22 protein-coding genes are annotated in these 22,090 nt (G+C 43.6%); 19 read left to right on the forward strand and 3 right to left on the reverse strand.

What is annotated here, in order from left to right; all coding sequences use genetic code 11:
• The first annotated feature begins 90 nt into the window (after positions 1-90).
• The 10 genes from V7M78_RS13970 (at position 91) to V7M78_RS14015 (ending at position 9,088) form a co-directional block, all read left to right on the forward strand.
• Positions 91-1,824: a DUF2264 domain-containing protein gene (locus tag V7M78_RS13970; protein WP_333650556.1), complete on the forward strand. Its 1,734-nt coding sequence runs from the start codon at positions 91-93 to the stop codon at positions 1,822-1,824.
• A complete protein-coding gene (locus tag V7M78_RS13975; protein WP_333650558.1) occupies positions 1,808-2,941 on the forward strand; it encodes a glycoside hydrolase family 88 protein in 1,134 nt (377 codons plus the stop codon). Before V7M78_RS13970 ends, V7M78_RS13975 begins: the two co-directional genes overlap by 17 nt.
• Positions 2,942-2,978: 37 nt before the next feature.
• Entirely contained in the window at positions 2,979-4,028 is a 1,050-nt protein-coding gene (locus V7M78_RS13980) for a glycoside hydrolase family 88/105 protein (RefSeq protein ID WP_333650560.1), read from the forward strand.
• Between the two features lie 137 nt (positions 4,029-4,165).
• Positions 4,166-6,079 (forward strand): sensor histidine kinase, encoded by a 1,914-nt coding sequence (locus tag V7M78_RS13985; RefSeq protein ID WP_333650562.1) that lies wholly within the window; start codon positions 4,166-4,168, stop codon positions 6,077-6,079.
• Positions 6,057-6,941 carry a response regulator gene (locus V7M78_RS13990; protein ID WP_333650564.1) on the forward strand — a complete coding sequence of 295 codons (885 nt, stop codon included), beginning with the start codon at positions 6,057-6,059 and terminating at the stop codon, positions 6,939-6,941. The genes V7M78_RS13985 and V7M78_RS13990 overlap by 23 nt, the downstream gene beginning before the upstream one ends.
• A gap of 190 nt (positions 6,942-7,131) precedes the next feature.
• Complete coding sequence (locus V7M78_RS13995) at positions 7,132-7,335, forward strand: hypothetical protein (RefSeq protein WP_333650566.1); 204 nt, start codon at positions 7,132-7,134, stop codon at positions 7,333-7,335.
• A 34-nt stretch (positions 7,336-7,369) separates the two neighbouring features.
• Positions 7,370-8,278: a sensor domain-containing diguanylate cyclase gene (locus tag V7M78_RS14000; protein ID WP_333650568.1), complete on the forward strand. Its 909-nt coding sequence runs from the start codon at positions 7,370-7,372 to the stop codon at positions 8,276-8,278.
• Positions 8,279-8,435: 157 nt separating this feature from the next.
• Positions 8,436-8,588, forward strand: coding sequence for a CPC_1213 family protein (locus tag V7M78_RS14005; RefSeq protein WP_333650570.1), 153 nt, complete (start codon positions 8,436-8,438; stop codon positions 8,586-8,588).
• A 59-nt stretch (positions 8,589-8,647) separates the two neighbouring features.
• Positions 8,648-8,857 carry a cold-shock protein gene (locus tag V7M78_RS14010; protein WP_333650572.1) on the forward strand — a complete coding sequence of 70 codons (210 nt, stop codon included), beginning with the start codon at positions 8,648-8,650 and terminating at the stop codon, positions 8,855-8,857.
• Positions 8,858-8,881: 24 nt separating this feature from the next.
• Entirely contained in the window at positions 8,882-9,088 is a 207-nt protein-coding gene (locus V7M78_RS14015; protein ID WP_333650575.1) for a heavy metal transporter, read from the forward strand.
• A 168-nt stretch (positions 9,089-9,256) separates the two neighbouring features.
• Here the strand turns inward: V7M78_RS14015 and V7M78_RS14020 are convergent, their stop codons facing one another.
• On the reverse strand, positions 9,257-9,580 hold the full coding sequence (locus V7M78_RS14020) for a glutaredoxin domain-containing protein (RefSeq protein WP_333650577.1): 324 nt from the start codon (positions 9,578-9,580) through the stop codon (positions 9,257-9,259).
• Between the two features lie 361 nt (positions 9,581-9,941).
• On the opposite strand from V7M78_RS14020, the gene V7M78_RS14025 reads away from it, so the two are divergent.
• From V7M78_RS14025 to V7M78_RS14050, 6 genes are all read left to right on the forward strand, one after another.
• Positions 9,942-11,240 (forward strand): MFS transporter, encoded by a 1,299-nt coding sequence (locus V7M78_RS14025; RefSeq protein ID WP_333650579.1) that lies wholly within the window; start codon positions 9,942-9,944, stop codon positions 11,238-11,240.
• 101 nt (positions 11,241-11,341) lie between these two features.
• On the forward strand, positions 11,342-13,597 hold the full coding sequence (locus tag V7M78_RS14030; protein WP_333650581.1) for a YARHG domain-containing protein: 2,256 nt from the start codon (positions 11,342-11,344) through the stop codon (positions 13,595-13,597).
• Positions 13,598-13,617: 20 nt separating this feature from the next.
• A complete protein-coding gene (locus V7M78_RS14035) occupies positions 13,618-13,752 on the forward strand; it encodes a hypothetical protein (RefSeq protein WP_333650583.1) in 135 nt (44 codons plus the stop codon).
• Between the two features lie 40 nt (positions 13,753-13,792).
• Positions 13,793-15,031 (forward strand): M20 family metallo-hydrolase, encoded by a 1,239-nt coding sequence (locus V7M78_RS14040; protein WP_333650585.1) that lies wholly within the window; start codon positions 13,793-13,795, stop codon positions 15,029-15,031.
• A 97-nt stretch (positions 15,032-15,128) separates the two neighbouring features.
• Positions 15,129-16,583, forward strand: a complete 1,455-nt coding sequence (locus tag V7M78_RS14045) for an NADP-dependent glyceraldehyde-3-phosphate dehydrogenase (RefSeq protein ID WP_333650587.1) — start codon at positions 15,129-15,131, stop codon at positions 16,581-16,583.
• A 76-nt stretch (positions 16,584-16,659) separates the two neighbouring features.
• Positions 16,660-16,953, forward strand: coding sequence for an MGMT family protein (locus V7M78_RS14050; protein ID WP_333650589.1), 294 nt, complete (start codon positions 16,660-16,662; stop codon positions 16,951-16,953).
• A 224-nt stretch (positions 16,954-17,177) separates the two neighbouring features.
• On the opposite strand, the gene V7M78_RS14055 is transcribed toward V7M78_RS14050, so the two are convergent.
• Positions 17,178-18,173, reverse strand: coding sequence for a LacI family DNA-binding transcriptional regulator (locus V7M78_RS14055; protein WP_333650591.1), 996 nt, complete (start codon positions 18,171-18,173; stop codon positions 17,178-17,180).
• 318 nt (positions 18,174-18,491) lie between these two features.
• Between V7M78_RS14055 and V7M78_RS14060 the strand changes: the two genes are divergently transcribed.
• Together V7M78_RS14060 and V7M78_RS14065 are read left to right on the forward strand one after the other, a co-directional pair.
• Entirely contained in the window at positions 18,492-19,466 is a 975-nt protein-coding gene (locus V7M78_RS14060) for a dihydrodipicolinate synthase family protein (RefSeq protein ID WP_333650593.1), read from the forward strand.
• 157 nt (positions 19,467-19,623) lie between these two features.
• Positions 19,624-20,892, forward strand: coding sequence for an Nramp family divalent metal transporter (locus V7M78_RS14065; protein WP_333650595.1), 1,269 nt, complete (start codon positions 19,624-19,626; stop codon positions 20,890-20,892).
• A 76-nt stretch (positions 20,893-20,968) separates the two neighbouring features.
• Here the strand turns inward: V7M78_RS14065 and V7M78_RS14070 are convergent, their stop codons facing one another.
• Positions 20,969-21,343, reverse strand: coding sequence for a pyridoxamine 5'-phosphate oxidase family protein (locus tag V7M78_RS14070; protein ID WP_333650597.1), 375 nt, complete (start codon positions 21,341-21,343; stop codon positions 20,969-20,971).
• A 231-nt stretch (positions 21,344-21,574) separates the two neighbouring features.
• On the opposite strand from V7M78_RS14070, the gene V7M78_RS14075 reads away from it, so the two are divergent.
• A complete protein-coding gene (locus tag V7M78_RS14075; protein ID WP_333650599.1) occupies positions 21,575-22,090 on the forward strand; it encodes an RrF2 family transcriptional regulator in 516 nt (171 codons plus the stop codon).

Raw genomic sequence — 22,090 nt, forward strand, 5'->3', positions numbered from 1 at the left:
TAAATCACAGAGCGGAGGGTGTTGTAAAATTATATTTTGCAGCATCCTTTGCTTTAATCAGATGGAAGCGAGTGGAGAATGGAGACACATATGAAGGATAAGGCATTTTATCAGGAAATGCTGCTGGGTCTGGTAGAGCCGCTGAAAAAATATTACAGCGAAAACTGCGCCGGCTTGGAGCTTGGAGCATTTGCAGCAGGCTATGGCAACCGAATTGCGGGAATGGAAGGGTTTTCCCGTATTTTATGGGGAATGGCATCTTATTGGGCCGGGGGAGGAAATGATGAAAGCCTTTTGCCGGTTTATCAAAAGGGACTATGTACAGGTACCAACCCTGCATCAGAGGAATACTGGGGGGATCTGCATCATAAAGACCAGAGAATGGTTGAGATGGCTGCTATCAGCTACGGAATCCTGATGGTTCCGGAAAAGCTGTGGGCTCCCCTGAGTGCTGCAGAAAAGCAGAACCTGGCAGACTGGCTGTATCAGATTAACCTTTATTCCCAGGCAGACAATAATTGGCAGTATTTTAAGGTCATTGCAAATCTGGCTTTGAAAAGTGTGGGAAAGAAATGGGACCGGGATCAGGTAAGGGATGCTATGAACCGATACGAATCCTTTTATCTGGGTAATGGCTGGTATTCCGATGGAAACCGGCCTCAAAAGGATTATTATACGTCCTTTGGCATTCATTTTTACTGCCTGTTATATGCAAAATTTATGGAAAAAGAAGACCCTGAGACTTCAGAGCGTTTTAAGCAGCGGGCAGCAGTTTTTGCAAAAACGTTTATTTACTGGTTTGATGATGCAGGAAAGGCACTTCCTTTTGGACGTTCCCTGACGTACCGTTTTGCACAGGCCGCATTTTTCAGCGCCTGCGCTCTGGCGGGAGTGGAATGCTTTTCCTGGGGAGTCATGAAAGGATTAATAAAAAGGCATATGGACTATTGGCTGCGGCAGCCGATTTTTGACAATGGAGGAGTGCTTACGGTTGGGTATACCTATCCCAATCTGCTGATGTCTGAGGCCTATAATGCCCCGGGCTCCCCATACTGGGCGCTGAAGACTTTTGTGTTCCTTGCATTGCCTGATGATCATCCGTTTTGGCAGGCTCAGTGCGAAGAGCTGCCGGAACTGAAAGAAATATATGCGGTGAAGGAATGTGACATGGTGCTCTGCCACAGGAAGCATGAGGTGGTGGCCCTGACAGCAGGCCAGTATCCGGTGATGGAGCATCCCTATGGGGCAGAGAAATATGCAAAGTTTGCTTATTCTTCTGTGTTTGGCTTTTGTGTACCTCGTTCTTATCATCATCTGGAGCAGGCGGGAACTGACAGCATGCTGGCTTTTTATGCTCATGGCATGTATTATGTGCGGAGAACCTGCCTGGAATATCATGTCACAGATAAAGAGGTTTATGCCAGATGGAGTCCTGTGGAAGGCATTGAGGTGGAAACCTGGATCATGCCGGTTCCAAACGGCCATAAGCGCCGGCATAGGGTTACCAGCAATTTAAACTGCCTGGCATATGACTGCGGCTTTTCCTATCCCAATTGTATGGAGGAGACTGCGAAGGAGGAGGTAAAGGGATTTGCTGCTGTTTCAGATAAAAATGGAGGGAGCCGGATCGGATCGAACCAGGGAAAGGGAATTGTCATTGCGGCGTATCCCAATATGAATCTTGTGTTTCCCAATGTATGCATTCCGGCAATCCAATTTGAGATTAAACCAGGAGTGACTGAAATCGAAACACTGATAGAAACGGAATTTACGGACAAGGAGATTGTGATTGGAGGAGGAAACTGCTATGCATTACGAGATTGAGAAGGAAACCCTGAACTGGGCAGAATCTGTTTGGGAAAAACTGGAGATTAAGCTGGAGGCAGAATGCAGGAGGCTTGGATCCATGATGCCGTATGTTCCGATCAATGGAACGTATGAGGATATGGGGAAGAAGGAGCTGACTGCATGGACCAATGGTTTTTACAGCGGGATGCTATGGCAGATGTATCATGCAACAGGAAAAGAGTGTTATAAGGACGCTGCAGCCGGAATTGAGGAACGGCTGGATGAGGCGTTGGCGGCATTTACAAAGCTGGATCACGATGTGGGGTTTCTCTGGCTGCATACGGCGGTAGCTGATTACCGGCTTACAGGCAGCCAGGTTTCCCGCACCAGGGGACTTCATGCAGCAGGAATTCTGGCTGGGCGTTATAATCCAAAGGGCAGGTATATTAAGGCGTGGAATGGGGAACGGGCAGGTATTGCCATCGTAGATTGTCTGATGAATCTGCCCCTTTTATACTGGGCGGCTGAAGAATTACATGACAGCGCTTATAGGCAGATTGCCGTCAATCATACGGAAATGGCTCTGAATTATATTATCAGACCAGATGGATCCTGTAATCATATGGTGGAATTTGATCCGGCCACGGGGGAGTATTTGGACAACCCTGGCGGACAGGGCTATGAAAGGGGATCTTCCTGGAGCCGCGGACAGGCCTGGGCGATTTATGGGATGTCTCTGGCATACCGCTACACCGGAAATGAGGCCTATTTGGACGCTGCAAAACGTGTGGCACATTATTTTTGTGCAAATCTGGCAATTAATGATTACATTCCGCTCATCGATTTCCGGGCGCCTGTACAGCCGGTTTATTATGATACGACCGCCGGAGTATGTGCAGCCTGCGGGCTTCTGGAGCTTTCCGGGCATGTGAGGATTCAGGAAAAGGATCTCTATGTGAAGTCTGCAGTCCGCTGTTTAAAAGCGGTTACAGACCGATTTTGCCAGTGGGACCCGGAGAAGGATTCCATTGTATCCTTTGGATCTGCCCGATATGACCGTGAATCCGACCGCCAGGTGCCAATTATTTATGGAGACTATTTTTTAACAGAGGGAATTCTGCGCTTGTTGAAACGAGATTTTCTCATATGGTAATTCAAGCAGGTACAGATGAAAAAAGGAGGATTAAGATATGAGTGAGATTCATTATGACAGAGAGAGAATCGAGGAGGCAATGGATCGCATTCTCAACCGTACAAAACGAATGGATATGCCATGGGACTGGCCTTGCGGTGTGGCATACTATGGCATTTCGGAAGCCTATGAAGCAACAAAAAAGGAAAGCTATCTGAAATTTCTTAAAGAGCGTGTGGATGAACTGATTGGGCTGGGACTTCCAAGGTGGACTGTTAACACCTGTGCTATGGGGCATTGTCTGATCACTTTGTATGAATCTACAGGGGAAGAAAAATATATGGATATTATAAAGTCCAAGGTAGAGTATTTGAGGAAGGATGCCCTCCGATTTGGAGACAACGTGCTGCAGCATACGGTTTCAGCCACCAATGATTTCCCCGAGCAGTGCTGGGCAGACACCTTATTTATGGCTGCTTTTTTTCTTTTAAGAGTGGGAGTTATGACTAAGGATGCATCTTTAATTGATGATGCACTGAATCAGTACTATTGGCATATTCAATATCTTCAGGATGAGGAGACAGGATTATGGTATCACGGCTATAATAATATAACAAAGGACCATATGTCGGGCTTTTACTGGGGAAGAGCTAATTGCTGGGCAGCTTATACCATGAGCAAAGCAGGAGTTATTTTACCGGAGTGTTACCTTTATCCTCAATACCTGGAAATCGTAGGAAGCTTAAATGAGCAGTTGTCGGCTATAAAGTTTTTGCAGACGGGCAATGGCCTGTGGAGAACTATTTTAAATGATGAAGAATCCTATGAGGAAGTATCCGCATCTGCCGGAATCGCAGCAGCCATGATTTTAAAAAGAAACTCCCTTTATATTAAGTATATTAAAAAGTCTGTTGACGGAATTTTGGATCATGTAGCTTCTGACGGAAGAGTGACCGATGTTTCTGGCGGAACTGCCGTTATGAAGGACCGGGATGGCTATCGGAATGTTTCGAAAAAATGGATTCAGGGCTGGGGACAGGGCATGGCTTTGACATTTTTTGCTGCAGTCTTAGGATATGACGGCATGTCGGGAGATGGGGCCTTGTAATATAACAGCCATTAACTGGAGGCAGCAGGCATTTCTGAAAAACCTGAGAAAGAAGATTCTGGAAATTCGACAAAAAACATAGTATAATAAAACCGCAACCAATGATCGTAAAAAATTACAGTAATTGAGGAAATAGGATGCTAAAACGGCTTTTGATCATCAGTGCAGTCACCATATCCGGTGTGCTTGCACTATTGCTTTCCATACTGTGTGGCAAAGCACAGGTCCCGGATGCCGGACCGACGGCAATACAGGGCAGAATGGATGCCTCTGAGTGGAATATAGAGCGTGATCCGGTCATCCGCCTGGACGGTGAGTGGGAATTTTACTGGAATAAGCTGCTTACGCCGGAAGACTTCCAGGATGAAAGCATTGTACAATCCGCTGTTTATATGCAGGTCCCTTCTCTATGGAATAATAAGACCGTTCAGGGAACAAATCTTCCGGTTTTTGGCTGTGCAACCTATCGTCTGGTGATAGAGAATGTCCCGTTTCAGGGAAAGCTGGTTTTGAAAAAAGTCAACGCACGTTTTTCCAGCCGGGTATACGTTAATGGACAGGAGCTGCTTACTGATGGCATTCCTGCACAGCGGGCAGAGGACTACCGTTCCGGCAATACACCGGAGTTGGTTTTTTTTAAACATGGCAGCGGAAGAATCGAGATTATAATTCAGGTAGCTAATTATGAGTATATCAATTCAGGCATTCCTTCATCCCCCCAGCTTGGGCGGGAGCATACCATGCTGAAGCAGCATCAGCGTAATCATCTGTCGGCGCTTTTGATTTTTGCAGCACTGTGCACAATTGCCCTTTTATATATGATTTTCTTTGCTATTACCTGGGACGGTGTACTGAAAAATCCTATGCTTTTGCTCTTTTCTCTGTTCTGCCTTTTACTTGCGTGGGGAAACGGGCTGTCTGATCATCGTTCTTTGCTGCTGCTCCTGCCGGATATGCCTTTTACTTTGGCCTTTAAGCTCAAGGACATTTGCCTGTCCGCAGATTTTATTGTTGTGATTTGGATATTTTATAAATTCAGGAGCGGTTTGCTGCAGCTGCGCTTAGCCCGGCTGGTTTCGCTGATCTATACCATCTATTTGGTGATAATTCTGGTACTTCCCATCCATGTATACTATAAAATCCATGCATCAGTGATGGCGTTCAACACAGTTGTTTTGCTATTGCTTTTGGTCCGGGCAGTTCATTTATATGTCCGGAATGGGGAAGGGTTTTTACTGTTTGTAGCCCTGTTATCGGTCAATCTGTATTCTGCAGATACGATTTTGTTTTCTCTGGGAATTAAGTCAGGCTCCAGCTCTATGCAGGTATTTATTCTGCTTTTCACTGTAGCAATGATTGCAGATCTGTCCATGGAGTACCGCAATACCGTTGACCGTCTCCGCCGTTCTATGAAGCAGGCTCAGGATGCGGAAATCGCTTTTCTGCGGGCACAGATCAAGCCGCATTTTCTTTACAATTCCCTCAGTGTTATCGCTGCGCAGACAACCGAGGAACCTCAAAAGGCCAAGAATCTGCTCTATGACCTGACTGATTATCTGCGGGGAAGCTTTCATTTTGAAGCACATGACGGCATGGTTCCCCTGTCTGATGAAATGAATACGGTAAAAGCCTATCTTTCCATAGAACAGGCCCGGTTTGGGGATTTACTGGAGGTGGAGTATTGCATAGAGGAAGAGCTGGATACCATGGTGCCTCTTCTAAGCATCCAGCCCATTGTGGAAAATGCCGTCCGCCACGGTATTTTTAAAAGGGCGGAGGGCGGCAGACTCCGGCTGCAGATATTCAGGGAACATGATTTTGCCGTGATCCGGGTGGAGGACAACGGCGTTGGAATTCCCAAAGAATTATTAGAGGGAATCCGCCGGGGGGACAGCCCCTCTGCCGGAGTAGGATTAAAAAATATACGGAGCAGGCTTGAGCGTTACAAAGGCGCCCGGCTGAAGATTGAAAGCACAGAGGGAATGGGAACGGTAGTGACTCTCAAAATTCCATATAGGGAGGTAGTGCATGAAGACAATTTTAGTGGATGATGAAGTGCTGCTTGTGCGCGAGATGGAAAAGCTGCTTGCAGACTATCCTGATTTGGAGATTGTGGGCAGCTATACAGATCCTATGGAAGCATTAAAAGAAATAGAATCAACACGGCCTGAGCTGGCCTTTTTGGATATAGAAATGCGTACCCTGAGCGGGCTTGAGCTTGCTGAGCTGCTGCTGCAGCGAAACCCAGATTTGAACGTGCTGTTCGTTACGGCCTATGACCAGTATGCAGTGAAAGCATTTGAAATCAATGCCATTGACTATATTCTAAAACCTGTCCGTCCGGAACGGCTGCAAAAGACCATGGAACGGATACGGTGCAAACGGAGAATCCCCCAGGAGCCGGAGACTCTCAGGATACAGTTTTTTGGAAAATTTGGTATCTATATGGGAAAAGAAGCTGTCAAATGGAGCCGAAGCAAGCCAAGAGAGCTGCTGGCATATTTTCTTGCAAATGAAGGCATTTGGCTGGATAAGTTCAAAATCTGTGATGATCTTTGGCCCGAAAACAGCCCCGATCAGGCACTGCGCAATTTGCAGACGGCGGTTTGGGCTATTCGCAAATGTCTGCGTGAATATGGGATTTCCGGGGCGTCCATTGCCTATGCAAATGACAGCTATATTCTCAATCTGAAGGATTCTCAGTGGGATGTGAGGCGGTATGATGAGGTGTTTGAGCAATTTATGGCAACCGGCAGTTCTGCCGCAGGAAGTGAGGCGGCAGCACTGTATACGGAAGACTATCTGGCATATGAGGACTGGAACTGGGCAAGGGGAAAAAGAGCGGTTTATGCAATGAAACAGCAGAGATTACTGGAGCGGTTATCTGCCCCAGGAAAAAGTGCAGCAGAGTAAAACAGTATAAAGGAACCGGATTAAGATTGGCTGACAAGGCTGATTTTAGTCCGGTTCCTTTGTTTTATGCTGTTGTGTTGAGAATTCGTTGAGTGGCAGATGCTATAATCATAATTGGAATATTGTAAGAAAAGATAGAAATAAGAAGATTCTCTTATATTCCAGAAGCGGAGACAGAAGGAGGAAACGTATGATGAAACGCTTATTTTCCCGGTACGTACTGTGCCATGATACAGGATTTGACATACTGTTGTCAAGGCCGGTAAGCCAGGAAGTGGAAGTTGGTGATGATCTTTTGGAGATACCGTTGCCGGATGCGCTCACGGTTACTATGCGAGGCATTACTCTGAAAAGAAGTAAGTTACAGCAAAGTTTGAACGAGGAATGGTTTTAATTCACGGATTGATTTTAAATCCTGTTCCAAGGAGGTGATAAATACGAATTTTATATTTAAAGAAAGTCATTACAGATTATTGTTTGAAAATAGCATGGATGCCATATTAATTACAACAGTGTCGGGTGAAATCTGCCGTGCAAATCCGGAAGCCTGCAAACTATTTGGAAAAACAGAAGAAGAATTATGCCGTGACGGCCGTGCGGCTATTGTTGATCTGGGTGATCCGAAGGTGGCGCTTGCAATGAGAAAAAGAAACAGGTTAGGATCGACGAGAGAGATCCTGACATTCATAAAAAGCAATGGAAGTAAATTTCTGGCAGAATGTACGTCAACAATCTTTCAGGATGAAGAAGGATTTATTCTTACCTCAATGACCTTCCGGGATATTACTTTCTATAAGCGCAGTGTGGAAAATCTTATAAGGAGCAATGAAGAAATTATTTTTCTTGCGACTTTTGATTATTTGACAGGGGCTTTTAATCGGGGGAGCTTTATTCAGAAGTTAAAAATAGAGATAGAGCGCGCGCAGTTCGGAAATACTGCAATGTCCTTACTTTTGATTGATATAGATTACTTTAAACATATCAATGACCAGTACGGGCATCTGGGAGGCGATATTGTCCTTAAGTATTTTACGGAGTGTGCACAGTCCAGACTGCGTCCTCATGATTTTTTAGGAAGGTTTGGGGGAGATGAGTTTGTAGTATGTCTTGCAGATACCGTATTATCGGAGGCAGCAGGCATTGCTGAACAGCTGAGAACGGATGTGGAAGAGTTAAATATCTATTATAATTCTACTCTGATAAAGATCACAATCAGCATTGGAGTTGCTCAATACAAATTAGCAATGGGTAAGGATACAGATGCCTTTATCTCAAAAGCGGATGAATGCCTGTACCGGGCAAAAGCAAACCGGAACTGTATCGTAATTGAAGAATAGCAGGTATAGATATGGGGTTATGTTTTTCAAAATGAAAAGCATGGCCTTTTTATTTTGAAAAGAAAAACAAATGGCTCAAATTGGAACGTAATCATAGAATGCAGGTTTTGAATGAATGGCATACTAAAAATAGTTCTATAATAAAAGGAGGTAAATTATGAGCAGAGATAATTCCAAAAAAAGTAAAAAGAATCATAAAAAAGAAGATGGTACTTTTCATTCAAAGCATATTAATCATAACCCACAAGCAGAGAGCGCCCGGGCTGTATTCGGATTAAAGGCAGATAATTCAAAAGATAAAGAATCTTAGGATTTAAAGCTCCCAAAAGCTAGGTATGGGTCTATTTTCCCAAAAAGGAGGTTCCCAACATGTCCAACTATACTGGTGTAGTTAAGTGGTTTGATAACGAAAGAGGCTACGGCTTTATCTCATCCAACGAAGGTCAGGATGTATTCGTTCATCATTCGCAAGTCAAAGAAAAGACTCATAATAAAGATTTGCATGAGGGCCAGTCTGTCAATTTTGATGTTAGACAAGACGATAAAGGCCTATCTGCTTTCAACGTTCAAAAAATATAACTTAAACGGGAAAGGAGTTAGCTTATGAACAAAATTCATTATGATATATCAGGCGTAAACAATTCAGAGGTTAAAACCCAGTTGAAAAATGCATTAGATAAAATAGAAGGAATTTCTATGGTCAATATCGATGCGGCAAGAGGTTCCATTGAAGTCGGATACAATGAATCAACGGACGAAGATTCAATTAAATCTTGTATAGAAAATGTTGGATGCAATATAATCGGTTAATCTGGCATATTTTAAGAATAGGGTCAATGCTGTTTTCTGAAATTTTCTATAGCTGAAAAAAATATAATGCCTGAAGGCGGTCGGATTGTACTATAATAGGAGTAGGGAAAAACGTCCCTACTCCTATTTTTTGCTATCAATAAGTGTGAAAAATTAGATTTTAAATGATCAGCATTGCCCTTTTTTGTCAATAGAACAAAAAGCAACAGAGCTTTCAAATTCTCCGGTTTCAGCAGACATATTTATATATTCACTGATATCAAACGTTTTTTCTCCATTTTCCAATATAAAAAACGGTATTCCAATTCTCCCGGATTCCTTAACCTCCTGAAATATGCTGTCGTTATCCCGATAGGCTAAAAATTCCTTTAAAGTGGCTGTGTCATTGGTAATGTTCTTATACTCAAACTCAATATTGTTAAGTGCTGTTAAGCTCTTTTTTGCCTTAACACAATCAGGACAAATTTCTGACCCATACATGGTTACTTTCATATTTACCCCCATTCTGCATCCGTAGATAGCGCTCAATATTTTTTAATACCGCTTTTATTATAAACTCGCTTCTTCACAAAGTCAATCTGCGCCGTTCTTTCCATTTCTCATAAAATAAAATAGTACTTTAGAAATATTTTTATTTTTACCACATATGAATTGTAAAACAATATTACAAATAATCTTAAAAATGTAAGGTGTTGTGCCGATAGCTTCTAGGGAGGGCGGACACAGCATCTTATTTCTGTTCATCAATACCAATAGCAGTGTATCATGGGATTTCCTATGAAGGAATAGAAAAGTGGCGGAAGTTGATAGGTTTGCCGTTGAAATATAAAATTAGAATGTACGGGAGAGAAACATGCAGAAAAATTTAAACAGAATCCATGACAGCCACACCCAGGACGTACTGTTCCTGCTGTGCTGGCTGGTGTATTTTGCTTCTTATATCGGGAGACTCAATTATTCGTCGGCTATGCCTGTTATGATCGGAGGTTCCGTCATCACCGCCTCCCAGGCGGGGTTCATCAGTATGGTGTACTTCTTCGCTTATGGCGCGGGGCAGTTTCTAAACGGAATACTGGCAGACCGGCTTCACCCTGGTAAAATGATTTTTGCCGGATTGTTCGCTTCCGGTCTTTTAAATCTAGCCATGGGGTTTTTGTCAAATTTTGGAATGATGGCACTGTTCTGGTGTGCCAATGGGTATACCCAGGCTATGATCTGGCCTCCAATTATGAGGATTTTTGCGAAAATGATGACGGAAGAAAAGAAAATGAAGTACTGCATTCATATCACTTCCACCATGGCGGTGGGAACACTGGCTTCTTATCTGCTTTCTGCAGCCATGATTGCGGCGGCTGGCTGGCGGTACGTATTTTATGCGGCATCTGTCTGCATGTGCGCAGCAGCTCTTGTCTTTAGGGGCGGATTTGCCAAAGTGGAGGCATATGCACAAAAGTATGAGGAGAATGAGTCTGAGAAACTAGTGGAAGGAAATGAAAAAACAGTCTCTGCTATGCCGTTTTCCCAGGTGCTGGTGAGTTCAGGACTGGTTTTCTTATTGGTTCCGGTGGTGGTGCACGGCGTATTAAAGGATGGAGTGACTTCCTGGGTGCCAACCTATATCAGTGAGACATTTTTGGCCTCACCCACGATTTCCATACTGGTGACTACCATGCTTCCGGTCATCAACTTGACAGGTGCCTATGCGGCCCAGTTTATGTACCGCAGATATTTCGGCAGACAGGAGGTAAAAACGGCCACGTTTTTCTTTCTTACGGCTACAGGTGCATTGTTTTTGCTGTGGAGATTCAGCGCGGTCAACATGTTTTTAACAGCGGGCCTGCTGTCCGTGATCACGGCTTCCATGATGGCGGTCAATACTTTGTTCGTCAATTTGCTTCCGCTTCATTTTGAGAGAGAGGGGAGAGTGTCAACCGTGTCCGGATTTTTAAATGCAATGGCATACTTGGGGTGCGCCATTTCCACCTATGGGATCGGCGTTCTGGTACAGCATGCGGGCTGGGACATTACCATCTTTGGATGGCTTTTGATTACGGCTGCCGCAATGGCTGTTTGTTTTGTCTTAAAGAACAAGCCGTTTACAGCCGGAGAAAAAGAGGAAAATATTTGTGAGCAAATAGATTTAAAAAAATAAAAAGTCAATTTGTTAGAAAATATTAATGAATTTGCTATTCTTTTAATTTGTTTTTATGCTATCATTAAATTTATTCTATATATTTTTGCAGGGGTGGAAGAATGGATAAAACAAGCGGAGTGAAGTTAAGTAAAATGCGTATCTTGTATTATGGGCTGCTCATCTTAGCCGGCTGCTTTGCACTGTGGCTTTTTCTCAGTGAAGGAAAGCGGCTGCATGCGATAGAGATGGAAATTATTCCGTCGAAACAGACGTTTATCATTAATGTTGAGGCAAATGGCGGGAATGTACAAGTTTTTTCTGCGGAAGAAGATGTTCGAGTTAAGGTCAGCTATGTAGAAAGATCAGATGAGAAGCGGACGAGGCTGACAATTGAGGGAAATATCAGGGAAAAAACATTAGATGGTGCGCCCATCCGCCTTCTGCTGCTTGGTTTTGACAACACAGAAAAATGGGAATGGGAAATATTAAGTGGGGTAGGGCTGTCTTCAATTATATACGACGAAGGAGAAATAGCAAATATCCGGGCATACTCCTATGTTGTTATCACATTTGAGGTAATATGTTTACTTCTGCCTTTTAATAACAGGAAAAGGAGAAACTATGCAAAAGAAAAACTATTGGAATTTGCGGAGAATGCGGAGAATCAGGCAGCTTTTGAAGCAGGAAAGCGATGGTTTTTGATTCATGACAGGAGGCGGTATTGGAATCGCTGTCTGGAATTGTTTTTAATCTTTGGATTGTTTTTTTACTTTTTTCAGGAATATTTATATAAATGGACTTTTTTGAATTCAAGAGACGGTATGGGAATTATTTTTACCTTAACTCTTGCAATTGCGAGTTTAGCATATACATTGGAATTTTATTGGGCGAAAAAATATATGGAGATACTTATAAAGGAAAATCGGCCGCTTACCGCTTCTTTCGCCTTTTTGATGGAGACAGCATATGGTTTTTATTGGCTTCGGTCTTACTATAAGAAACAAGTACATAATGCTGCCGTCGGACTTGCCCGGGCCGGGAAATATGCTCAGGCGCTGGAGCTTGCAGATTATGACTGGAATGGTGTTCGGGAAAAGAAAATGATGCGGATGACTCACAGCAATCTGCTGGGGGTATGCTTTCTGGGGCTGGGAAGAAATGAAGATGCAGAAGCAGAATTTGCGTATCATAAACAGCTTATAAAACAGCATCCTTCATTAAAACGGGCGGGGGAAGCGGTGCTTCTGTTAGGTGAAATCAGGAGTGCCTATATGGCACAGAAATCTGGACAGGTGGAAGCCTATGTGAACGTATATTGTGAACGTTATCCGGATGCTTATTACCGCATTCCTATTATGCCCATTCAAATGAAAGTCTATGAACAGGCAGGTGAAATTGAGAAGGCAAAAGATATCTGCAACTCTCTGCTTTCGTACAGCCCCGAAAACACATCGGTCAGGGAGGCAATGAGATATGGAACCTGTACCTATACGGAACCTTCAGATTTTCTGAAAGATAAGGCCGGGCTTGGGTTTCGGATTGTTATAACCGGAATAGTTGTTATTTACACAATGCTTGGAGGCCTGATGTTTATGGGGACGTATCTTCGGGGAGCAGGTAAAACGGGAGTATATGAGGAGACGAAAGCAGAGAAGTCTGCGCCGAAAATTAATAATACAAAGAAGGCAGAAGATGAAACCATAGAAACAGAGCAGCCTGAAACGGAACAGGAGTCAGCTTTACAGTCTTCCGCTTCTCAGGCTCCGGGCTTTGAAATGGATATGCCAAAGGATTGGAACAGTCTGGCGATCAGAAAAGAGTTTGAGGGAGGGTGCAGCTACTACCAAAAAAAGTCCTATGATCTGATAGGTGATGGAGTTTTATTCTTTATTCAATCATATTCCGATGGCAGCTATGTCAATCTGCCGGATTATGAAGTATGGGGGTATGACGGTCCCTACGTATATGCGATGTCACTGCCCACCGATGTGACATTTTATATGGAAGACAGCGCCATCATGGAGGAATACCAGAAAATGAAAAATGAAATCAGCCAAATCCGGGAGACTTTCCGGATTCAGTCTGATACGGCAAAATATGACGGATATGAATTTGTATTTCCTAACAGCAGCAACAGTCTGCTTCAGGAGCCGGACTTATGGAATCTTTCAGCCAGCCGGCTGCGGATTGCAAGAAACGAGATTTATGCAAGACATGGCAGGCGGTTTAATGATGAAGAGTTACAGAGATATTTTAATCAATGCAGTTGGTATGAAGGAACGGTTGCTCCGGAAGATTTTGATGAACATATTCTGAGTGAAATAGAACAGTCCAACATTCGCTTGATTCAGGAACAGCAGCAAAATATGGAGTAAGAATTCGGAGGATGTGTTTGATGCAGGAGAATAAAGGAAGAATGAGCTGGAAAGCCTTTTGGCTTTTGATGATGAATCCTCTGACAGCAGCAGTATATTTTGTGTTTTTGCAGCATTTGTACCGATTGTGCCAGTTTGGAGGACGGCATGTGTAAAAGGAACATTATATTTTAGAGGAAAGCAGGAGATACCCTTATGAGTTACAACTTAGATGAAGGAGCAAAACGCACCGTAGAGGATTTAAAGGAGCTGGCAGCGCTTACTGCTGATGAAAAAGGTGCACAGCGTGTAGCGTGGACACCGGAATGGCAGAAAGCCAGGGACTGGTTTAAATCGAAAGCGGAAGAATGCGGTGCCGTGGTTACCATAGATTCTGCCGGTAACCAATGGGCAAAAATGGAAGGTGAAACAGAAGAAGCAGTGGCAATCGGAAGTCATTTAGACTGTGTTCCCAATGGCGGAGGTCTGGATGGCGCACTGGGAGTTGTTGCAGGACTGGAAGTTTTAAAACAATACCATAAAAATGGCGTCAAGCCCAGTAAAACCATATATGCTGTTAACTGGGCTGATGAAGAAGGGGCGAGATTTGGTTACAGCTGCCTTGGTTCTTCGGCGGCCAGCGGTTCCCTGGATATCAATGAGCTGATGGGAAGAAGAGATGTAAATGGAGTAAAATTCGAGGATGCGGTGAGAAAGTATGATGTTGAACCGGCAAATATGTTGGATGCTCATACCCAAATGAAAGCCCGTAATCTGATGAGCTACCTTGAACTGCATATTGAACAGGGACCGGTTCTGCAGAACACAGGTAAAGATGTTTCCTGTGTTTATGGTGCTGCAGGGGTAGAACGCTATTCTATTGAATTCACCGGACAATCTTCACATGCCGGTTCATTCCCCACCAGAATGCGCCAGGATGCCTTTTTGGCAGCAGCTCAATCTGCCCTGGCTTTTAAAGAAATTGCCTTGAAATACAATGCTGTATGTACAGTTGGGCAGGTACGTGTGGAGCCTGATGTTGTAACCATTGTACCAGGAAAATGTGTAATTTCTCTGGATCAGAGGACCATTGATCCTGCTGATTTAAAGAAAATGCACGAGGGAGCACGGCAGGTTGCTGAGCAGTCGGCAAAAGATCATGGCGTTACTGCAAAATGGGACAAGATTTGTACTGTGGCTCCTCAGTTATTCGATGACCATTTGATTGAATTGTGTAAAACTGCAGTAGAAGAACAAACTGGAGAACCAACTAATATGTATTCCGGACCTTTGCATGATGCAGTAGAAATGGCAACCCAGGTACCGACAGTTATGATGTTCGTAATGTCGGAAGGCGGATTATCTCACTGTAAAGAAGAACATACACCCGATGATAAGCTGGAAATAGGCGTGCAGGCGTTTTTGCGTCTGGTTGACAAGGTTGTAAGCCAATAAGCTGTGCTTATTAAAATATTATTGGTATCTGACTCTCATATTTATGATATATTATAATCATATGAAAATCGCGGAGATATGGAAAGGAGAGATCGATATGTCTGGATTATGCAATGAAAAGCTTATTTATGGAAATTTAATCAATGGACAGTGGGTGGAATCAGCATCGGGTAAGGTCATTACCATAACATCCCCGGCAGACGGTTCTCTTGTGGGTGAGATTCAGGCACTCAGCAAAGAAGAGGTTAATGAGGTTATCCGGTATTCCAAAGAAAGTCTCTCTTTGTGGAGCAGCGTTCCAATATATGAAAAGGCTGGGATATTGTACAAAGCAGCAGAGCTTTTGGAGGAAAGGGCAGAAGAAATATCGGATATCCTGATGATGGAGATTGCAAAAGATAAGAAATCTTCTGTATCAGAAGTGAAGAGAACTGCAGATTTTCTCCGGTTTACTGCAGATGCGGGAAAGAGTCTGGAAGGGATAGCGGTGAGCGGGGAGAATTTCCCGGGAGGTTCCCGCAACAAGATGTCTTATGTGAAGAGAGTTCCCCTTGGAACTGTATTAGCCATATCACCTTTTAATTACCCCATTAATTTGTCGGCCTCCAAGATAGCTCCGGCGCTGATTGGGGGCAATACGGTTATATTAAAGCCTGCCACACAGGGAGCCATCAGTGCCCTTCACCTTGTAAATGCGTTGCAGGATGCAGGATTGCCTGGAGGAGTGCTGCAGACCGTTACCGGTAAAGGCAGCGAGATCGGCGACTATATTGTAACTCATGAAGGCATTGACTTTATTAATTTTACAGGCAGTACGGAGGTGGGCAGGCATTTATCCCAGATATCCTGCATGACTCCTTTGCTTCTGGAGCTTGGCGGCAAGGACGCGGCTCTTGTTCTGGAAGATGCTGATTTAGAATATGCGGCAAAAAATATTGTGGAAGGTGCATTCTCTTATTCCGGCCAGCGCTGTACGGCGGTGAAACGCATAATTACCACAGATGAAGTGGCAGACCAGTTAGCAGATATGCTAAAAGCCGGAATTGAAAAGCTGTCTGTAGGAGATCCCAGGGATCATGTGGTGGTCACTCCTTTGATTGACCAGAAGGCTGCTGATTTTGCCGAATTTTTAATTCAGGATGCCATTGCAAAAGGTGCCAGGCTTATTGTGGGAAATAAGAGAGAAGGAAATTTGATCTATCCTACATTGCTGGATCACGTAACAGTTGATATGGAGATTGCGTGGAAGGAACCGTTTTCACCGATTCTTCCCATTATCCGGGTGAAAAATATGGAGGAAGCAGTAGAGATAGCCAACCGCTCAGAATATGGCCTGCAGTCTTCCGTATTTACCAAAGATATCAATAAGGCTTTTCGCATTGCTGAAAAATTAGAGGTGGGAACGGTGCAGATTAATAATAAAACAGAAAGAGGCCCGGATCATTTTCCATTTTTAGGAGTAAAAGCCTCCGGTATGGGCACCCAGGGTGTAAAGTATTCCATAGAAGCAATGACAAGACCTAAGGCAATCACCATTAATCTGACCGAATAAATGAAGTTATGGCAGCTTTGGCAACTTTGGCAGCTTCACCAGAATACCAGCGTTTAATGAAAGAGAGAAGGAGATTATGAATCAATTTTTTACTCAGGTATATGATGTTGTAGAGAAGATTCCCCGCGGGAAAGTGATTTCATACGGACAAATCGCATATATGCTTGGAAGACCCCGTGCCGCACGGGAGGTCGGTCGGGCAATGCGTTTCTGCCCGGAATATTTGCCGTGGCAGCGGGTGGTGATGGCTGATGGTTCCTTTGCAAACGGAGGTTCTCCAGAAATACGTAAATCCATTTTGAAAGCTGAAGGAGTTTCTTTTCTCCCGGATGGCCGGGTCGATATGGCGGTCTGCCTATGGAAAAAGTAAAGCGTAAATAACGGAGTTCCTTGTATTGTAGAAAAAAACGCACCAGAGCTTTGTCTATGGGGAAAGTTCCTGTTTTTCAGAAGGGATTAATGGAGCAGCAGATTGAGGTAAATAAGGAGTTCTGGCCGGAGCTTCGGTAGGTTATATATTTAAACAGCGGTTTTGGGGCAGGAAGTTTTTCTGTATCCAAAGCCGCTGTTTTTCATATTTCTTTTGGACATGGTTTAACTGCTTTCCCGCTCAACCAGTGAGGAGGTAAAAACAAGATGCTGCGGGGAAGTATTCTGACCGGAGGGAGATTCAATATCATGGATTGTCATAAGCGCTGCCCGCATCCCCATTTCACGTGCAGGCATTTCCATTGAGGTCATGGTGGTTTCCAGCATTCCGCCGATAATGTGTCCGGTGAGGCTGATTATGCGGATTTGATCAGGAAATTTTATTCCCTGTACCTTTAAAGCGCGCATTGCACCGATACCCTGAACATCAACAGCAGCCATAATGGCATCAAGATCAGGATTTTGTTCCAGGAGATCCAGGGCACACTGGTAACCATATTCCAGACTGTTTACCGGTGAAGATGAAATGGCGCTTGTTTCAGGCAGACCTAATTCTTTTAAGGCACGGCAGTATCCATTATACCGCTCCCGGAAAGGGGAGAGTTTCATTGTTCCATTGATGAGACCGATTTCCCGGCAGCCTTTGGAAGCCAGATACTTTGCAGCCTCATAGCCGCAGCTTTCATAATTGACAATCACACTGTTTATAGAGGTATCCTGCTGGCGCAGGATTTGGGTTATCTTTAAGCCGCTGGACTGGATGTCACGGAGCAGCCGTCCATTGTGTCCGGTTCCGGCTATAATAATTCCGTCTACAAAACCGTTACGAAGGCGGGTCAGACATTCCCTTTCTATCTTTGGGTCATCTTCCGTGTTGCAGATCAGAGTTGCATAGCCCAATCTTCTTGCTTCTTCCTCAATTCCCTGCATGATATCTGCGAATACAGTCATATGCAGACGGGGAACCACAACCCCGATGGTATGGCGCCTGCCCTGTCTCAAGCTTTGGGCAATGACGTTAGGCTGGTAGCCCAGTTCTTTTACTGCTGCAAAAATACGGGCTTTTGTGTCGGGATGTACATAAGAAGTATTGTTGATTGCACGGGATACGGTGCTCACATCCACACAAGCCATACGAGCAACATCTTTTAAAGTTGCCATGTTTCACACTCCTTTAGTTCATTGATATACAAACGTTGGCATATAGAAAGTATAATAAAATTATACCCAAAATTCAATATAAAAATGGAATAAAATAAACAATTATTCACTAGTCGATTGAATTATTTTGTTAAAATGTGCAAAAAATTGCATGTCATATACAAATAATTGCAGACTTTCTATAAAATATTGACGCAGATATTGAAGCATGATATAAAATAACCACAAGATATACAAACGTTTGTATATATCTAAAAAGCATTTGCGCAGTGCTTATGAACAAAATAACAAACAACAGTTTAAAGGAGAATCAAAGTTATGGCAAAAGCAAAAAATTTTAAAACAATTTTCCCGGCAGTGTCTGTTCCGTTAAATGCTGATTCCTCAATTGATGAAAAAGAATTCCGTGCATATCTTCGCTGGATTAAGAGCTTTTATGGACAGGGGATCGAAGGGTTGGTGTGCAATGGGCATACGGGTGAGGTTACAGGTCTTTCCCGTGCAGAGCGCAGGCGTGTGGTTGAAATTTGCAGTGAAGAATGCGGGGATATTATGACGATTGTGTCCGGCATCAACTGCGAAAATACAATTGAATCCATTGAGATGGCAAAAGAAGCTAAGGAAGCCGGTGCAGATGGAATTCTGCTGATGCCTCCTCATATGTGGCTGCGGTTTGGAATGAGCGAGGAGGCTCCTTTCCAGTATATAAAGGATGTGGCTGAAGGTGCTGATATTGACATTGTAATCCATCTGTATCCTGCAACGAGCAGGGCGAATTATCCGGTAGAGTCATTGATAAAAATGTGCAAGGAAATCGACCACGTAAAGTGTATCAAGATGGGGACCCGCGTTACTTCTATTTACGAGCATGATGTACGCCTGCTCCGTCAGGAATGCCCGGATATTTCTCTGATTACATGCCACGATGAGACTTTGTGCGTAAGCTGGTTCCCAGGAATGGATGGTGCTCTAATTGGATTTGCCGGCTGTGTTCCGGAATTGATTTGTCCGGCATGGGAAGTTTTTAAGAATCCGGAAAAGCATACATTAAAGGAGGCTCAAGAGTGGTCGGACCGTATTTACCATATTTCTCAGGCTATTTATGGCGGTGGACAGCCATCCGGTGAAGCTCATGCACGTTTGAAAGAGGCTTTGGTACAAAGAGGAGTATTTTCCTCAGCTCTGATGAGGAAGCCGGTGCTTCCGCTGAATCAGGAGGAAAAGGATTGGGTTGCGCTTGGGCTTAAGCGCAGTGAACTTCCGGACGTTGATATGAGTCAATACCAGAATTAATGTTCGGATATCAGGGGCTGGCGGCAGCCCCTGTATCAATATTCATTATGGAAAGCAGGGGAGCTTATTGTATGGAAAAAACGTGGTGGGCGATAAACGTTCAGTCTTCATGAGAAGGGAGGGTGGTATGGTTCTCTAAAAACCATACGAATAGAATATGAATGATGTAAATATCTCCAGCGCAGAGAAAGAAATTTTTGATGTATCAAAGGTTAAGAAGCTTACATTTTTAGAATTGATGAAAAAGGTGGGACCAGGGATTATCCTGACCGGTATTGTCATTGGTCCAGGGGCGATTACAACAGCATCTATGATTGGTGCCCAATATGGATACAGCCTTTTATGGCTTTATATCCTGATTGCCTTTATGGGATCGACTTATGTATTGGTTACATACAGACTGTCGATGCTGACAGGGCTGCCGACGATTCATGCAATAAGAAAATATTATGGAAGGGGAGCGGCAGCTTTTACAGGACTTGCTTTGTTTTTGACTTGCTGCTTTTTTACAATTGGTAATATCTCCGGAACCGGCGCAGGAATGCAGTTGATTTTTGGCATAGACTGGAAGCTGGGTGCCATGATTATGATTGCAGTGCTTGTCTATTGTTATTTCTCAAAAGGGGTATATACAAAGATTGAAAAGGGTGTGGGAATCTGTGTATTAGGCATGATTATCGCCTTTTATATTACTCTGATCGGTACAGGAGGACCCCATGCAGGCGCTATGGTAAAGGGGCTAACAACATGGAAATTTCCGGAAGGAAGCCTTACCACAGCTCTGGGATTTTTAAGCACCCATGCTGCTCTTACTACGGGAATTTACGGTACTTATCTTGGAAGCGAAAAGAAATGGAAAAAAGAAGACTTGTTTAATGGTACGATGCTGGCTGATTCCGTTGCCCACGTGATTTGTGTTATATTAATAAGCGGTGCAGTCATGCTTGTTGCTGCAATCGTATTAAATCCTACACAGACAGTGGTAAAGTCACCTTCTGCACTTGCAGAAATGCTGGTTCCAGTTATGGGGAGTGTTGCCAGGCCAATTATGGGAGTTGCGCTTTTAGGTGCGGGTTTTTCATCACTGCTGGGCAATACCCAGAGAGGGGTAGTGCTTTTAAATGCAGGTTTTGATAAACCTACTTCTTTAGAAGATAAAAGCATCAGAATTGGGGCGTTTATTGTTCTGGCCGTTTCAGCCGTCATCTGTTTCCTGTTTGGCGGTTCTCCGGTGCAGCTGATTTATATTGCAAATCTGGCAACTGCCATTGCCACACCGGTAGCCGGAGCATTTATTGTGCTGATGATATGGAGGGAAGACACGACAGAAGGCATTAGGCCGCCAACTGCTTTAAGAGTATGTATGACGATTTGCTACATCGTATGCTTGTTCTTAACCTTCTCCTCCTTAAAACAGTTATTTTAAATGAATGATAAAGAGATATGTTCAGAGGAGTTGAAATGCCAGAGGTATTTTTCACTCCTCTGAAATCAGCCGGCTTTTAGAGCATTTGCTTCGCAGAAGAAACCGTTACTTCCAGAACCCGGGTTAAGAACGAAAACTTTTCTTTCATCATATCAAATTCCGAACCTGACTCCAGAAATTTAGCAGTTCCCTCCACTACAAATCCAGTTCCGGGGTAGTCTTTATAACCTAAAACCTCTTTGCTGCCCAGGGCCAGTTTGATCTTATTGTTTTGGTTCAGATTTTTTTCTGTTTTACGCATGGCATATGCAGGAATAAGAATTCTTTCATCGCTTGTTATAACTAAAAAGGAATTCCATGTGTTAACCACGTGGGGCTCCCCGGTTGCCCATGAAACGATTGAAACGACACCTTCTTTTTGCAGAACGTCATAAAATTTTTGTGAAAGCATGATTGATATCCTCCTATAATCGATTTTTAAAGTACATATACAAAATATAGATAGTTATTATCGTAGATAAACATTATCTATGATTATTATATATGGACTTTTTCTTTAAGTCAAGCTATAATAACGGTATTACAGATAAATATTATCTATAATACAATTACTGCCGTATTTTTATTTTATCAAGGATGCTCAGGCAATAAAAATCTATATTTATTCAGGAGGTTATGTACATTGCAGTTTTCTATCGGTATCGAATATGCGTTACACTGTTTGCTGCACCTGTGTTCCCTTCCGTCAGAAAAGTCTGTTGGGATTAAAGAACTGGCTGCGTATCAGGGTGTTTCAGAAACTTATTTGTCAAAGGTATTTACCAAGCTTGGAAAAGCCGGCATCGTTCATTCCGTTCCTGGTGCCAATGGCGGCTATGAATTGGGAAGGTCACCTGAAAATATAACCTTCTGGGATGTTGTTGAAGCAATTGAGGGGAAAAAGTCATTGTTTCAGTGTGCAGAGATCAGGCAGAATGAAGTTCTGCTGGATAAAAACAACTTGCCTGACTCCTATACAAGCTGCCCCTGCTTAATAAAAGTTGTCATGACAGAGGCCGAGGAACAAATGAGCCGGTATTTAAGGAGTAAAACCTTAGCCTGGCTGCACGGACAAGTGAAAAGCAAAATTCCGGAGGATTATATGAACGAAACCGTTCAGTGGTTCAGTGAAAGCAAATCCCGAAAAAGGAGAGGCTGA

Source organism: Lacrimispora sp. (assembly GCF_036758025.1).
GTDB lineage: Bacteria > Bacillota > Clostridia > Lachnospirales > Lachnospiraceae > Lacrimispora.